Annotated in this window: 14 protein-coding genes; all 14 read right to left on the bottom strand. The window is 45.0% G+C overall.

The genetic code is table 11. The features are described 5' to 3' along the window. Window positions 1-24 precede the first annotated feature (24 nt). Window positions 25-900 (bottom strand): carbohydrate ABC transporter permease, encoded by an 876-nt coding sequence (locus ACTHRH_RS13715; RefSeq protein WP_440416025.1) that lies wholly within the window; start codon window positions 898-900, stop codon window positions 25-27. Beyond that, window positions 900-1823: an ABC transporter permease gene (locus ACTHRH_RS13710; protein WP_440416023.1), complete on the bottom strand. Its 924-nt coding sequence runs from the start codon at window positions 1821-1823 to the stop codon at window positions 900-902. Before ACTHRH_RS13710 ends, ACTHRH_RS13715 begins: the two co-directional genes overlap by 1 nt. Before the next feature lie 823 nt (window positions 1824-2646). Then, on the bottom strand, window positions 2647-3492 hold the full coding sequence (locus ACTHRH_RS13705) for a response regulator transcription factor (RefSeq protein WP_379288866.1): 846 nt from the start codon (window positions 3490-3492) through the stop codon (window positions 2647-2649). Further along, entirely contained in the window at window positions 3493-5301 is a 1809-nt protein-coding gene (locus tag ACTHRH_RS13700; protein ID WP_440416021.1) for a cache domain-containing sensor histidine kinase, read from the bottom strand. A 182-nt stretch (window positions 5302-5483) separates the two neighbouring features. Next, on the bottom strand, window positions 5484-5783 hold the full coding sequence (locus ACTHRH_RS13695; protein ID WP_144936240.1) for a type II toxin-antitoxin system RelE family toxin: 300 nt from the start codon (window positions 5781-5783) through the stop codon (window positions 5484-5486). Next, entirely contained in the window at window positions 5767-6054 is a 288-nt protein-coding gene (locus ACTHRH_RS13690) for a hypothetical protein (protein ID WP_225312800.1), read from the bottom strand. The genes ACTHRH_RS13695 and ACTHRH_RS13690 overlap by 17 nt, the downstream gene beginning before the upstream one ends. A 218-nt stretch (window positions 6055-6272) precedes the next feature. Further along, window positions 6273-7517, bottom strand: coding sequence for a mechanosensitive ion channel family protein (locus tag ACTHRH_RS13685; protein WP_379288873.1), 1245 nt, complete (start codon window positions 7515-7517; stop codon window positions 6273-6275). Window positions 7518-7565: 48 nt separating this feature from the next. Beyond that, complete coding sequence (locus ACTHRH_RS13680) at window positions 7566-8141, bottom strand: PadR family transcriptional regulator (protein ID WP_144936246.1); 576 nt, start codon at window positions 8139-8141, stop codon at window positions 7566-7568. 145 nt (window positions 8142-8286) lie between these two features. Continuing rightward, on the bottom strand, window positions 8287-9717 hold the full coding sequence (locus ACTHRH_RS13675) for an MDR family MFS transporter (RefSeq protein ID WP_440416017.1): 1431 nt from the start codon (window positions 9715-9717) through the stop codon (window positions 8287-8289). Window positions 9718-9721: 4 nt separating this feature from the next. Then, window positions 9722-10075 (bottom strand): VOC family protein, encoded by a 354-nt coding sequence (locus ACTHRH_RS13670; protein WP_144936250.1) that lies wholly within the window; start codon window positions 10073-10075, stop codon window positions 9722-9724. 294 nt (window positions 10076-10369) lie between these two features. Then, entirely contained in the window at window positions 10370-10951 is a 582-nt protein-coding gene (locus tag ACTHRH_RS13665) for a DUF4256 domain-containing protein (RefSeq protein ID WP_440416015.1), read from the bottom strand. Window positions 10952-11020: 69 nt separating this feature from the next. Then, window positions 11021-12814, bottom strand: a complete 1794-nt coding sequence (locus tag ACTHRH_RS13660) for a BlaR1 family beta-lactam sensor/signal transducer (RefSeq protein WP_440416013.1) — start codon at window positions 12812-12814, stop codon at window positions 11021-11023. Next, window positions 12814-13203, bottom strand: a complete 390-nt coding sequence (locus tag ACTHRH_RS13655; protein ID WP_144936258.1) for a BlaI/MecI/CopY family transcriptional regulator — start codon at window positions 13201-13203, stop codon at window positions 12814-12816. The genes ACTHRH_RS13660 and ACTHRH_RS13655 overlap by 1 nt, the downstream gene beginning before the upstream one ends. A 73-nt stretch (window positions 13204-13276) precedes the next feature. Then, window positions 13277-15304, bottom strand: coding sequence for a penicillin-binding protein PBP4(5) (gene pbp4, locus ACTHRH_RS13650; protein WP_379288882.1), 2028 nt, complete (start codon window positions 15302-15304; stop codon window positions 13277-13279). Between the last annotated feature and the right edge of the window lie 509 nt (window positions 15305-15813).

The following is a 15813-nucleotide window of genomic DNA, read 5'->3' as shown; positions in this document are numbered from 1 at the left end:
AGACATCCGTCTCAAAACTGCGGGTCATTCCTTCACGGCACCCAAGGTAACCCCTGCCGCAAAGTACTTTTGCAGGAATGGATATACCAGCATGATCGGTGCCATCGTTATGATGACGCTGGCCATCTTCAGGCCGTCCGGGTAGGTTTCGCTAAGCTGGGCCACCATAGATGCGCCCATATCGTCCCTGGCCATTTTGGTAACGTCCATGAGCATATTTCGCAGGAACAATTGCATGGGATACATCTTCGTATCCGTCATGAATAGCATCGCGTAATACCATTCGTTCCAGCGGGCGACGGCATAGAAGAGTGTAATCGCTGCAATCGTCGGCTTCGATATGGGAATAACGATACGAAACAGAATAAAGATATCGTTGGCGCCGTCCATCTTCGCCGATTCTTCCAGCTCCGAAGGAATGGAGCGGAACTGATTGATCATGACGATCAGAAAAAAGGTGCTTACCGCCACCGGCAGGATCATGGCGCCATAACTGTTAATGAGCTTCAAGTTCTTAATCGTCAAGTAAAATGGAATCAGACCGCCACTGAAAAGCATGGCGAAAATAACCCCGGACATCATCACATTTCGGCCCGGCATGCCTTTCTTCGACAATGCATAGGCACCGCAAGTCGTTACCAGCATGTTGATGGTTACCCCTACCAAAGTGACGATCAGCGAATTTGTCAATGCTCTGCCGATATAGCTTCCTTTCAGCAATATCTCGTAGGAGCTCAGATTAAAGCTGGTCGGGATCAGATAGAATTGCTGTTTGACCACCGCTGCCGGGTCTGCAAAAGAAGTAATCAGCACGTTGTAGAACGGCAAGATCGTAATCAAAGCCAACAGCATTAACAATACGTGAATAGCGTAATCCGTCCATGTATTCTTCCGATTCATCAGAATAATCCTTCCTGTCCGAGACGTTTGGCTGCTTTATTCGCCGTATATAACAAGACAAAATTAATAATCGATTTGAACAAGCCGACGGCGGTTGACGTGCCGAAGCTTTCTCCCACGGAAAAAGTCCTTCTGTATATGTAGGTATCCAGAATGTCTGCCTTCTCGTAAACCGCGGGATTATACAGGTTAAAAATCTGATCAAAGCCGCCTCCGCCCGAGCTCATCATCGCACCGACATTGAGAATGAACAGGATGGCGACCGTACTCTTCAGCCCCGGCCAAGTAATGTGCCACATCCGCTGCAGACGATTCGCCCCGTCTATGCTGGCCGCTTCATATAAGGAGGGGTTAATTCCCGCAATGGCTGCGAGGTAAATGATCGTTCCCCAGCCCATATCTCTCCACAAGCTGCTGCTGAAGATAAGAGCTCGGAAAGAACTCGGGTCGACGAGCAGATTGACCTTTTGGAAACCGAATATGTCGAGAAGCTGATTCAATACCCCGAAGGAACCGAGGAAGTTAATCAGAATTCCGCTGATAATGACCCACGATAGAAAATGAGGAAACGTATAAACGACTTGATAGAACTTCTTCAACCGGGCGGTGCGAACTTCATTGAGCAAAATCGCCACAACGATCGGCACGGGGAATTCAAACAGCAGTCGGCCGAACGCTATAATGACCGTATTCCGAAAAGCAATCCAAAAATCGTTCAGATAGAAAATTTCCCGAAAGTTTGCTAAGCCGACCCACTCACTCCCCCAAATCCCTTTGGAAAAATTAAACTCCTTAAACGCAAGCACCAGGCCGTAGAGCGGAACATACTCGAAGACGATGTAGTAAGCAAGGAGCGGAGCGACGAGAATGTAGAAATATTTATATTCGATCATCCGCTTTAACAGGCTCTTGCCATAACCCAATCCTTATCCCCTCATTTCGTTTTGGTTTAAGCGCTTTCAACATTATTGTAAGGGAGCCCCGGTAAAGTACCTATGGATTTATCTCACGTAAAGTATGGAAATTTCTAATGCATTTGTCGATAAAAAAAGCTCCTAACGGAGTATTTCATGGATGAGCGACCGCGTTTAAAGGATGTTTTTATCGCCAAATAGAATTTGAAGTTATTCAGGACGCAATAACTTATAAATTCTGATTGTGGTAAAAAAAGCTCCTAACGGAGCCCTGAGGGAAAGCCAACGTCGCATTCGGGTCGGTAAAGACATCACAAAAGACGAGCAAAAATACATTAAAATCGTGCCCTTTTCCAAAAAAAGGCGAAAGACGCTCAAATGTGCAGGTCTTTTTCACAAAATGGGGCCATTTCGCAAAAATCGCTCCAAAGACGTGCATTATCGCTCTAGAATAGGGCATTGCGTAGCTTTCTCTAAAAAAGACCTGCATTATTGCTCTAGAATCGGTATGTGGCGACTTTTCTCCAAAAAGACGTGCATTATCGCTTTAGAATAGGGCGCTTCGCGGTTTTTCCCAAAAAAAGACCTGCAGTTTTGCTTGTCTTTTACACCATCCGGTAGACGATCCGGGGTTGCCCAAAAAAGTTTAATATAAAACGAAAAATTCCGGTGCTAGCGGTGCTGAAAAATCGCAAACTGGATTTTGGGGCAGCGCCTTAATTGAAAGAAGAGCTATCCGCTAAAACGTTCGGTTTTAATTAAGGAACTAAATAAGCTCTCAAAACTTATACTTTCTTATATTTTTAAAAAAACCAAGCTCGCGACTAATCCATTAGTCGATGCGGAACTCGGTAGGCGTCTGTCCTGTATATTTCTTAAAGGTTTTTGCAAAGTAATAGTACTCCTTGTAACCAGACTGCATGGCGATATCGCTAACCGCCAGTTGTGTCGTTTTAAGCAATTTGCAAGCGTGCTGCATGCGTAAATCGGTCAAATATTTGGTGAAGTTCACCTGCAGCTCCTTCTTGAACAATGAGCTTAAATAATTCGGATGCAAGTAAAATTGTCTGGCAATGTCCTGAATGGTCAGATTGTCGCGAAAGTGTTCATGAATATGCCGCACGATGAGCCGAAGCGTCTCTTTGCCGTCCGTATCCACTGCATCCGCAGCATTGGGGAGGGCTACATCCATTGCGCCCGGGGCCATATCGAGCGCCGGTTCTATCTCACCCGAATCCAAGGACCGCGTCATATCTCCCTGGTCACGAAGCCGTTCGAGTTCATGGCGCAATGCCTGCCGTTCCTTAGCAATCGAATTCTTGACGGTCAGGAGAGCCTCCATAATATCTTCTTCCTTGAAGGGCTTCAAGCAATAGCCGACAGCTCCGTAAGACATCGCCTGTTTGGCATATTCGAATTCCGCATAACCGCTGGCAATGATGAACTTGGTAGCCACTTCGGCAGCCTTCAGCTTCCCGATTAGCTCGATCCCATTCATACCCGGCATACGAATATCGATAAAGGCGACATCCGGCCGAAGCTCGGTAATGCGTTCATAGCCTTCAATGCCATTCGCGGCCACCCCGACGATTTCGAAGCCGATCTCCGTCCAATCAACCGTTCCCTTCAAGCTCTCCAGAATCCACTTCTCGTCATCAACCAACATAGCCTTATACATCTAAATCTTCTCCTTTACAGGAATGCAGAGGGTCACCTTGGTCCCTTCGTTCGGCAAACTATCAATGGATGAGATACCGTACCCGTCTCCATAGGCAATACGAAGTCGCCGATGCACATTCATTATACCAATAGGCTTGGAGGGGGAAACAGGGAGGAGTTCTCCTCCCGTTTCCTGATTCCGCAAGCTTTGCCTGATGCTGTTGAGCAATGCGGCCTCCATGCCTACACCATCATCCTCCACCCACATGATCATCTGCCCGTTATCGCCCATTCGGCTGCCTACAACAAGACGACAGGTTACCATACTCGGCTCAATCCCATGGTATATCGCATTTTCCACCAGAGGCTGGAGGATCATCTTGATGATTTTATTATTTAAAGTGGATTCAGCGAACTCATACTGCACATTAAAGCGTCCTTCAAAGCGGATTTGCTGAACATGGACGTAGGCTTGAATAATATCGATTTCCTCCTGCAGCCTTACGTGCTCCTCTCCCTTGATGCTGTAACGAAAAATCCGGCTCAACGCATCCGACATATCGCGGATTTCCCGAACCCCCCGTGCCAGGGCAATCCCTTTCATCGTTTCCAATGTATTGTATAAGAAATGAGGGTTAATCTGACTCTTCAGGAAGCGAAGCTCCGCCTGCTGCTTCAATATTTCCAATTCAAAAATATGAGTTCGGGATTCGATCAGCTCTTCCACCAAATCATCAATTTCGTCCAGCAGCGAGTTAAATTTGTTGGCCATCACGTCAAATTCCGCATATCCCCTGACTGCTATGCGGTTGCTTCTGCTTTCAAGCCCTTTAGCCCGAATCCCATAGATGTAGGATAGGAAAGAACGAAGAGGGAGCAGAATGTTCCGGCTGATGAAAATATAGCATAAGATCAAAACAGCAATCAGCAGAGCAAAAACTCCAATGATCAAAGCCTGCACGTCCTCCAGACCACGAAACAGCTCCTTCACCGGAAAAACGCTTATGATCCTTCTGCCAATTTCGGGAACCTCCAACGTATGTACGACAGAGTTCTCCCCATTAAGCTTAAAGGTCGATGGAATAGTTTCCTGTTCATATATCTTTAAGGTCTCAGGAAGCGGTTGGCCAATTTCCGTTGGACTGTTGCCCGCATAAATGATCCCCTTGCGGTCTGTAACATAAAATTTTCCCGTAATGCGCTGCGACATGTAGTCCATATGCGGTACGAGCGCATTGACGTCCAGCACCATAATCGCATATCCGATTTTGGTTCCGGCTCCGGTAGCGGTATCATAAACGGGCACCCCGACATAAATCACATAATCTTCGGAAAAGGCTGATCTCAGATGGAGGGGAACTCCGGCCGGAAGCGGGTGGATGCCCAAGTAATAGGCCGTTGTACGCGCAGGAATCTCTTCCAAGGGAATATCCTTCTCGCAGTTGATACAGTTATACGTGTTGCCGTTCATTCCAATCAGTACGATTTCAAGAATGCCCTGCTTCAACGATCTCAGGTTCACGAGCAATTTTTCCAGCTTCAAATAAAGCTCGTACCTGGCAAGCGGATCTTCGTTCCGTAAATATTGCTGCACCGTATCGTTATACGCTATATTCGGCATGATCCGGTTGATGGTATCCGCGTTAGATAGAATATTTTGATTGATCGTAGTAATGATTTCTTGAGTATATACGCTATTTCGTTCATAGGTAATGTCCAGGATGCGATAATAGCTCCAAATGACAATAACAATGAGCATAAGCAAAATAACGATGCCTGTAAAAATCAACTGCCAACGTATCGAATGTCTTCTTAAGAAAGCAAGCATGCGACCCCTCCCGCAAACAAGCAGACCCGAGCCCGCTTCATATCTCACCTATGTGGGATTCTAGCACAGCGCCGCGGGGATGGAAAGGCTTACAAGCATTACAAGCACAAAAAAACAGCATGCAGATGCATGCTGTAGTTGGAGCAAAGCATAGTTTTTTTTATTACTATACTATTACCGGACTAAGTCTTCTTTCTTTTCCAATACACATTTTCTCGCTTATGTTTAATACCATTTATCCAAACAATTGCTTCATCTTCGTCGACTTCAAACACAAGAATAACTTGATAAAGCCCCAGTCTTGCCCAAAGACCTCTCAATTCGCCTGTCATAATTTGTTTAGCGGTGAGCGTTGGTGTATACAGCAACCTGGTAAACGAGTCCAGAAAAATCTTTTCCTTCACATCTGGTGGATAGGCAAGAATACCGCTAAGCTCATCCAAAGCCGTTTGCGTCCAATAAACGCTATACGTTTTGTTCATGTTCAAAATCTTTGACCTTATTGCGTAAATAATCAAGTCCGGCTTCTTTACCGTATATCCGTCCATGTTCACGATCTTCACGACTCTGACCAATTTGTCTAATGAGATCTGCATCCTCCGCGAGTGATGCGTCATCCAATTGTTCCAGAACGGCTCTTTCCCGTTTCATATTCAAATATCCGATAAAATCATATACTTCGATTGCGTCTTGTTCGGGGATTCGGTCAATCATTCTTTTTAGTTCTTCGCGGTCTATACTCAAACCGTTCACCGCCTCTCCATTTTCCTAATGACACATTATTCCCATTATACCACAAAAAGAGCAGGCTAAAGACAGAAGAGAAATCGACGGGTAACCATTGGCATAAAGCATCATTTTTCGCGACTTCATCAACGTCCTGTCAACAAGTTTGCAATGAGCAAGATGCTATATTCTCAAATAAGTTGATGGAAAGCTGCGCTTATTCGATTCTTGGCCTCGCAAGCCCTCTATTCGGACGAAACCGACTTTAACACGCTCCGCAAATCATGTCCGGTTGGAGACTGGTAGACTCGAAGTCCAAACTCCGGCGCAACAGCAAGAATATGATCAAAAATATCGGACTGAACCCCTTCATAAACCGTCCAGGCGGTATCATTCGTGAATGCGTAAATTTCCAAAGGCAGGCCGGTTTCCCCCGGATTCAATTGCCTGACCATGCGTGTCATTCCTTTATGAATTTTGGGATGATGCTCGAGATATTGTTCGATATAGGCTCTAAACACACCGATGTTCGTCATTGCCCTGCCATTCACTTTGCTGGATCGGTCTATTTCATTTTCGATGTTATGCTGCTCAATTTCTATCTCTCTTTTGGTGATATAGTCGTGAAGATAATGAATTTTCTTGAATTTCTCTATCATTTCAGGGCTGCAGAAGGTAATGCTGCCCGTATCCACGTGAATCGCACGTTTGATCCGCCGACCACCGGAGGCTTGCATGCCTCTCCAGTTTTTGAAGGAATCGGAGATTAGCGCATAAGTCGGAATGGTCGTGATCGTCTTGTCCCAATTCTGAACCTTAACCGTGACCAAGGAAATCTCGATAACATCTCCGTCCGCTCCATACTTCGGCATCTCAATCCAATCCCCGACGCGCACCATATCATTGGAAGTCAATTGAATTCCCGCTACCAGGCCCAATATAGAATCTTTGAAAATCAACATAATGACCGCTGATAATGCGCCGATCCCGCTTAGAAGAATGACTGGGCTCTCGCCAATCAGGTTGGAGATAATCAGTATTCCGCCAATGATAAAAATAATAATTTTTACGACCTGAATGTATCCCCGGATCGGTCTGACCTTGGAAATTTCGTAAGTGGTATAAATGTCATTCATTGCATTAAGAAAAGCGTCCAGTACCAGCATCATCACCACGATCATGTAGATGACGACACCCTTCTCTATCCATTGTTGATAGGTGGGGAAGGTGAAAGAGAAGTAATAAATAATAAGGGCGGGAACCACATGAGAGAGCTTCTGGAAGACCTTCCGCTCCAGAAGATAATTGTCCCACTTGAACCGGTTATTGTTAATGTAATGACTAAGGACTTTTATAACAATCTTTTTGGTAATAAAATTTGCTAGTATGCTTAGCGCACTGATTCCAACGATCATGATCGCATTAGACAGGTAAACAGCTGTATCTGCTTGGATTCCGAGCTCTACAAGTAGATTGTTAATGAATTCCATAACTCCTCCTAAAAAAAGAAAAGTCCACCATAGCACGCATGGACTGCTTCACTCCCGTTCAGGCCCTGTTCCTTCCACTCGATGGCTATTGATTAACTGTAAAACCCACTCTTCATCAAACCGGAGCTTCTCCAACCGATGCCGGAAGAAGATCAGAATGTATCGCTGCTCCCCGTCGGGAATCCGCTCATCCTTGCTCGCATACTCCAACCGTTCTTCCTCATGGCGGATTTCATACCGCAGGTAGTCCTTGTATTGGTGTAAAATTAAAAACTGCAATTCCTTGCTGACCAGACCAAAATTCTTCAATTTAGTATAAAAATGCAGCTCGTAATCCGGCGAATAAGGAATCGGTTCTTCCATCAACCGAAAAAAACGTATTCTGCCTTCATCTGTAAGTTTATAAATCTTTATCTTCTTTCCTCTTCCCTGCCTGGCACCCTCCGGTTGTTCATCGGGGACCTGCTCGATCAGCCCGTCTGCAAGCATGCCGTGGATAAGCGGATAAATCGCCCCCCAGCTGACTTTTCGCGTAGGTCCAACAATTCCGTTCAAAATCTGATGCAGCAAATAGCCGTGCATCGGGTTATTCATCAATTCGCCGAGTATGAACAATTCGTACACGCGAAAGGCCTCCCTTATAAGTTCCTACTGCTTTTAAGTAAAGAACAGTATAACATACGACTGCCTGAAATAACAGAAAAGCCGCGGTTTTCGCGGCTTTGTCCAGTCGTTTGCGGCCGATCCCGGCCTATCGTTCTCTCCACTATCACGCCGACGTCTGCTGCACCATCACATTGCGGTGTTTCGGCAGTAGCTGCACGGCGAGCAGGTTCGCAACCGCAATACCGCATATGAGCAGAAAAACGGCATGCATACCGGCAACCAGCTCCGTTTTGGAGCCAAGCGTTGTCACATGCTGGTTGTAAATCGTGCCGAACACCGCGATGCCGACCGTTTGGCCCATCGCCCTCAACAGCATGCTGGAAGCGTTGGCGACCCCCCGTTGTTCCCAGCCGACGACCGATTGCACGGCAACGGTCGAGGGTGTCGCAACGAAGCCCATCCCCAGCCCGATTAGAACAAGGATGCCAATCCAGTATACGTAAGGCGAGTTCATCTGAAGCGCAATAAGCCAGATGGAGCCGGCCACTACGAGAGAAGAACCGAATACAATCGATGCCTTCACCCCGATTCGGTACATGAGCCTGCCGGCGATGTTGGAAGCGAGCGGCCAGGCCAGCGACATCGGCATGACGATCAGGCCGGAGCTTGTCGCAGAATTTCCGAGCACGGACTGAATCCAGATCGGCGAGTAAACCGTCAGCCCCGTCGTGATGCTGAACGTCAGAAAACCGCTGAAATTGATCACGTTCAATACGCGGATGCGGAAAATCGACAACGGCATCATCGGCTCCTCCGCCCGTTTTTCAATCCATAGGAACAACATGAATAATATGGCGGACGCCGCGAACAGCCCCACAATCAACGGGGAATCCCACGAATGGTCGGACCCGCCGCTCAGCAGTGCATACAGCAGCGCGGAGAAGGAGATAGTAAAGATGAGAGCACCGAGGTAATCGATTTTTTTCGCCCGGCGCTCGATCGGTTGATGCAAAAATACGATGACCAGCAGCAGGGAGGCGGCGCCGATCGGCACGTTGATGTAGAATATCCAGCGCCACGACACCTGATCGACGAAATAGCCCCCGATTAGCGGACCGAGAAGGCCTGCCACGGACCAGACGGACGAGAAGACCCCCATCATTTTGCCGCGCTGCTTGCCCGAGAACAAATCGCCGATAATCGTAAAGCATACGGGGGCCAACGCCCCGGCACCGAATCCTTGCAAGGCCCGGAACCAAATGAGTTCCGCAATCGACTGTGCCGCCCCGCACAATATGGAACCGAGCACGAATAAACCGATGCCGGCCGCGAACACGGCTTTGCGCCCGAACAAATCGGCCAACTTGCCGAAAATGGGCGTCGCCACGCAGGTGGTCAACGTATAAACCGCGAACACCCAACTGAACAGGGTCTCGCCATGCAAATCCGTGATCATATGCGGCGTGGCGGTGGCGACGACGGTCGCGTCCAACGCGCCAATAAACATCGCCGCCAGCAGTCCGGCGACGACCAGGTTAACGTTGGTTTTCGGGGCCAGGCGGAGGCTCCCTTGCGCTGTCTCTTTTTCTCTCATTGGCTTAACGATTGCAAACCAAGTAGAGAGTATTGCCGTCAGGATCGCTGAAGTGTACGACTTGGGCCGCTTTGCCATCCACAGCATCATGGAAATCTACGCCGCGGGATTTCAGTGTCGCGATGGCTGACCCCATTTCTTCTACCTCAAGCCCAATGGACATGCTCCCCGATTTTACCGGCTCCGAACCTTGTTCTCCGGCCAAATGCAGGAGTCCGATCGTCAATCCCGGTGCTGCGATCTGTGCAAAATGCCCATCCCCTTCGTGCTGCAGCTCCAATCCCAGAGTCTCGATGTAAAATTGTACCGCCTTTTTCATATCCGCTACCATCACCGTCACATTGCCACTCTTGAACATAGCATAATTCCTCCTTATTCTTTTGATCGTTTTTATTATATCAAAATAATATAATGTGTAAACATATTTTTTTGATATATATTTCTGGTAATCTCTGCTTGTACAATGGATGAATACTTGTTTTCTGCCGGCAAAAGCTAAGCGGTTTGAAGTTGGGTGACGGCTTCCCGGATTAAAGGTGCCTGCTTAATAAAGAAAAAAACGGCCCTCATCCCGAAAACTGGCGATGAAAACCGTCTTTATTATTCGTATCTTCTAATTGTTCAGAAAAGGAAAATATCCTGGCGTTCTTGTTTAGACCCGTAGCGAGCCGCGGAATCCCCTTGCAGCATAATAGGATTCTGCTCCGTTGTGGTATACAAAGACCGTGTCGTAGCGGCGATCACAAAAGATTGCCCCGCCGAGCTTTCTAATATTGGCAGGTGTTTGAACCCAGCTCGATGTTTTCGTATCGAAGCTTCCAAGCTTCTGGAGCTCCCGGTATTGTTCTTCCGTTAGAAGCTCAATGCCCATATCGGCTGCCATATCAACGGCATTATTTTTCGGTTTATGTTCTTTCCTTGACTCCAACGCTGCACGGTCGTAACAAATACTTCTGCGGCCTTTAGGACTTTCCGCCGAACAATCATAGAAAATGTATTCGCCCGTCCTGTCATCATGTCCAACAACATCCGGTTCGCCGCCGGTCGTCTCCATTTCATGGAGCGACCACAGTTTTTCAGGAGAAGCTTCGAGCTTTGCTTGTACGTCAGCCCATTCCAAACCTTCATGTCGGTTCATGTTTTTCTCGAAACGGGCTTTCAATGTTTTGAGTAATCCTTCTCGTTCTTCCGGTGACAGCTCCTTCTTGTTGCTGGTTTCACTACTTTTGGCCATGTTAGTTCCTCCCTTGAATTTTTCGGCATCATGGTTACATAAAATACTGCTTCCTGCTCATGGGCTGCATTAATAAATCTGTTTATCCTGCAGTATTCGGATGGCGATTTCCGCCGCTTTGCTTCCATTTGCTTGTCCATTCTTATTTTGAATAGCACTTGCGAAATAATAAGTATGATCGTCTTGCTCTACAAAGCCAATAAACCAGCCATTAACATTCTTCCCATTGATCATCCCCGTACCCGTCTTACCGTACAGCCGACCGCTTTCCTGCTCACTAATGAAAATCGACTTTTTTACAGCTCGAATACTTTCCTCTTTAAAGCCAAATGCGTTTTCCTCTAATGCGTTCAATAGCTCCACTTGTTCTATCGGCGAGATCTTCAATGAAGATTCCATCCAATAACGGTCCAATTGCCCTGATAGATTCTCGTTTCCATATTTTATTTGGCCAATATAGGCTTGTAGTTTTTCCCTCCCCATTTTTTGGTCAAAGCTTTGGAAATACCAATTGACCGAACGACTCATGGCCGTAGATAAATCTTGATCCGTATTCCATTCTTCATAGGGATAGACGGTTCCATCCCAAGCCTGCTCATCGTTATTTGGAGAAATGATATTTTCCTCTAAGGCAAACAAAGCCGAATAAATTTTATACGTGCTGTTAGGTGAAATTCTCCGTTCGCTCATTTCCCGATTATAGATTTGATAGTGTTCATTAGAAGGATCATACAAAACAAAGCTGCCGGTGTAGCCTTCAAAATAAGGGCTTAAATCTTCATAAACCGTATTATTTCCGCTAAAATGATACACCTCATCAGAACCGGCTATAACAGAAGTGAGCGGAGCAAGAAGTAAAACGAAAATGGCTAGAACTACACAAATCCCTTTGCTTGTCCATTTGAATAGCGGCGAATCCCCGGAATAATCGGCTATACTTCGAATTCTTTGTTTAATTTGTTGTTGTGTTCCCCCCATCCCCGAGGCAAACTGACGGTAAGGCCGAGCCGTTCTATCGGCAAAATGAATAATCGTGTGTCCGTATTCTATATATCCGTTCTCATCCAATAATCTTAATACAGATGCATCACAAGCCAATTCCCGGTCTAACCGCATTCTTCTTACGGCATACCATATTAATGGGTTAAACCAATATATTATTTGCAGCAGCCACATTCCATAATTCACTAATACGTCCTTACTTTTTTGATGGCTTAATTCGTGCAAAAACACATATTTTAATTCGTTAAATGAAAAGACTTCCTGAATATTCTTGGGTAACAATATATATGGCTGCCATAACCCAAGCGTAATAGGAGAGGTAATCCATGAGCTTTCCAGTAAGATGATCTTCTTCCGTACCCCGACCGTCTCCTTGCATTTCTCCAATAATTCATTTATTTCCGGGTTCTTAATGGTAACGGCTGATTTTTTCATTCGATTAAGCTGGTAGATTGCATATACCGCCACACCCATACAAATGAGCAGGCCCGTGACCCAAACACCAAAAAAAGTATAGAAAACAAAATCCGGCGTCGATTTATCCACAGATATTGCAAAATCCTGCAGTAAAGTTTTGCCAGGTGCCTGGAAGTCACTATATCCACTTAATTCTCCATCCTTAAATACAGTGCCTCCCTGTTCCCGGAAGGAGTTTTTTATCCGCTGATACATTTCTCCTAACCGGAATAAATCCGAAGGAAGAAGAGCCGTAACAGGCAAGATGAAAAGAAAATACCAAATGCTATAGTGTGTTTTTTTAGATATATGTCTATATAGTATTTTTTTCGTCAAGAGGATCATTAAAACAAGGACGGATACCACAAATGTACTTATCCAGAAACGGAGTATAAAGGTATCCATTATTTTTCCCCTTCTTTCGTGTCCCTCTCAGATAATATTTTCTTTAGTTCGGAAATATCTTCCTTGGATAGCTGGTCATTTTCAATAAAATTTAAAACCATGGAATTTAATGCACCGCCGAAAAACTGTTTGAGAAATAATTTGCTCTTCTGCTCAACATATTCATGTTCATCAATAAGGGACGTGTATACAAACACTCTCCCTTGCTTTCGCGTTTGCAGTGCTTTTTTCTTGACCAGGCGTGTAAGCATGGTTTGAATAGTATTCGGCTTCCAGTCAATTTTTTTGGATACCTTTTCTACCACCTCGGGAGTGGATATCGGCTCGTATTTCCATACAACCTTCATGACCTCATATTCTGCTTCAGATATTTGCGGGATCTCTTTCAATCTTGACCCTCCTGCTTTTACACTTGTAGTATTTATTATAGCAAGTCGGGGCCATGGCTTAAAGCGTAAATGCTTATTCATCCAAATATTGATATAAATCCTCTATAAATGATTTATTCAGCTGCGTTGCGGAGCTTCCCGCCGTATAATGCTCTACCAATGAAAGGAGGAGAAAGGAAGCTTGTTCCGTATCAAAGGCAAGTAAAAAGCTGTTCTCATCTCCTTGTTCTCCTTGCTGCATCTTCAGTTCTGCCGTTCCCGTTTTAGCAGCTAATTGAAATTTCGGGTTGTACAAAAGATGGGCCGTTCCGTTCGGATCCTTTACTACTTCTTCCAGCCACTTTTTCATTTCATTTGCGGTGGAAGCCGTTATCGCTGATTTTACTTTTAGCTTATCATTCACTAACAATCTCGGATAAACGATTTTTCCTTCATTTTGAAAAACGGAATACATCGCCGCTTGCTGAATCGGCGAAATCAACAATTCTCCTTGGCCATAGGCCGTATCGGCCAAGAGTATTTCCGACTTAAATTCCGGCTGATTAGAAATTTTGGCCGGCTTCATGGCGATTGGCAAATCGAATTCTTCTCCGAAAATAAACTTGTTTAGCCCATCTCTAAACACTTCTTCCCCCATTTCCAAAGCTTCCTGTGCAAAATAAATATTGTCAGAGTAGATGAGCGCTTTTCTCATATCCACATTCTGTACATCAGATACACGAGTAATTGAATATCCGCCCCAAGACTTGTCCTTTTGCCAGCTTAAGCCATTGATTTCTCTAAGCTTATCAGGATACGTCACCTGAGCATCAAGGCCGATACTGGACGTGATTGTCTTAAACGTGGAGCCGGGCGCATACCCTATAGCAAATCTTGATATAAAAGGCTTGTTCTCATCACCGGCATACGCATCGTATTCCTCCAGGGATATCCCTTGTACCATTTTATTCGGATCATACGAAGGGGAACTAACGACCGCATAGAGCCCTCCATCTTTAGGATTCATCACGATGGTGGCGCCGGGTTTTCCCTTTAAATGCCTGAATGCTTCCAACTGGATATATCGATCAATGGTCAGTTGGATCGTTTCCCCATCTGCCTTTTCTTGCTTTTGAATTTCTTGCTTTCTTTCACCGTTCTCACCGACAATGATGATTTCTCCTCCATCTTTTCCTCGCAGCTCTTTATCAAAAGCTCTTTCTAACCCCGCCTTGCCAATGATATCGTCCTCCGTTAAATCATGGTTTTTATCTAAATCTTCCTTGGTTACTTTTCCGACATAGCCGATTAAATGAGCTGCCGCTTCTTTTAAAGGATAATAACGTTGTTTTATCGTCCGGTAGGAGATGCCGGGAATCACTTCCGCTTTATCGGATTCAATTATTTTTATAGGGACGAATAAATCATCCTTCACCCAGCCTTGATTTAATTTTTGCTCGATTTCTTCAACCGGGATATTCAATTGTTGGCTTATGTTTTGAATCCTTTCTTCTTTCTCATTCCCCTGAGACAAGTCTTTCGGCACAATTCCGGCCTCTTTAAAATCTTCATTTACGGCTAATCCATTGCCGCGGTGATCTTTAATTTCTCCACGCTCGGCTTTCCAATAATGGAATTCCACCTTGTCCTTCCCCTCCATTCCAGGAAAGATTAAGGATGGATCCCATTTCACCATATAGAGTCCATCTTCCTTTATGATCTGTGTCCGGTAATCCAAATGCTCTAATTTGCCTAAAGGAGTAGTGAAGCTTAATTGATAGGAAAGTTCCTGCTCCTTATTAGATATTTTTTCAATCCGGATATTGGACGCACGAATGTCGTGAATACCGATTCCATTGTAAATTCGCTCATATTTATTTATTACTTCTTCCAACGTATAATCTAACGATGAATAGGATTGTTTAGCGAGCACATCCCCTAATTTCTCATAGTCCTTATTCTCTAATATGCTAATAAAATGGTACGCTGCTTCCCGCACTTGCCTGCTATCATCCTTAAGCATAAATAAGTAAAAAAGAATACTTCCAACACCCGCTAGAATGATCATTGCCACTACAACGTAAGGAATGATTCTTCTTTTTTTCTTTTTAATAAGGCCCATCCTATTCCCTTCTTTTCTTTCGTTTTAATTACTACAAGTGTAGTTTATATGTTAGAACTACACTTGTAGTAATATTGAGATTATAGCACATTGGCAAATTGCTTAACAACAATCGGAAGTCTTCTTGCCGTAATGCCCCCATAACAAAAAAACCGCTTCGAACGAAGCGGTTCATCTAAATCTAAGGATATCGTATCATTTTCCTAAGCTGTATGTATCGATCGGATAAACGTTGTTCAAACGTTTTAATCCAATAGTTAAAGTAGTCTTCTTTATTGAAGTTACTCATATCCTGTTTTTCTGTTACGATATTTGTGACTCATTCCAAGCTTTAGAATCTCGTTTGCATCAATATGTCCCATGTAAGTCACCTAATTTCTTACAAGTAACGGAATAGAGTAAATCTCTATTCCGTTACCGATCTTAGATTACTAACTCAACTTTCGCACCTGAAATTCTTGCCTGATGCCAAGTATGACAAGGAGTTAACGGTATATTTCAGGTGGTGT

The organism is Paenibacillus sp. SAFN-117, from assembly GCF_051966115.1.
In the GTDB taxonomy this organism is placed as follows: domain Bacteria; phylum Bacillota; class Bacilli; order Paenibacillales; family NBRC-103111; genus Paenibacillus_L; species Paenibacillus_L residui.
This window is presented reverse-complemented; position numbering and strand designations above follow the sequence as displayed.

Bases quoted from the DNA above. Each gene is read 5' to 3' on its own strand.
- ACTHRH_RS13715 (WP_440416025.1), bottom strand. From the start codon at position 900: ATGAATCGGAAGAATACATGGACGGATTACGCTATTCACGTATTGTTA.
- ACTHRH_RS13705 (WP_379288866.1), bottom strand. From the start codon at position 3,492: ATGTATAAGGCTATGTTGGTTGATGACGAGAAGTGGATTCTGGAGAGC.
- ACTHRH_RS13700 (WP_440416021.1), bottom strand. From the start codon at position 5,301: ATGCTTGCTTTCTTAAGAAGACATTCGATACGTTGGCAGTTGATTTTT.
- ACTHRH_RS13695 (WP_144936240.1), bottom strand. From the start codon at position 5,783: ATGAACAAAACGTATAGCGTTTATTGGACGCAAACGGCTTTGGATGAG.
- ACTHRH_RS13685 (WP_379288873.1), bottom strand. From the start codon at position 7,517: ATGGAATTCATTAACAATCTACTTGTAGAGCTCGGAATCCAAGCAGAT.
- ACTHRH_RS13675 (WP_440416017.1), bottom strand. From the start codon at position 9,717: ATGAGAGAAAAAGAGACAGCGCAAGGGAGCCTCCGCCTGGCCCCGAAA.
- ACTHRH_RS13670 (WP_144936250.1), bottom strand. From the start codon at position 10,075: ATGTTCAAGAGTGGCAATGTGACGGTGATGGTAGCGGATATGAAAAAG.
- ACTHRH_RS13665 (WP_440416015.1), bottom strand. From the start codon at position 10,951: ATGGCCAAAAGTAGTGAAACCAGCAACAAGAAGGAGCTGTCACCGGAA.
- ACTHRH_RS13660 (WP_440416013.1), bottom strand. From the start codon at position 12,814: ATGGATACCTTTATACTCCGTTTCTGGATAAGTACATTTGTGGTATCC.
- pbp4 (WP_379288882.1), bottom strand. From the start codon at position 15,304: ATGGGCCTTATTAAAAAGAAAAAAAGAAGAATCATTCCTTACGTTGTA.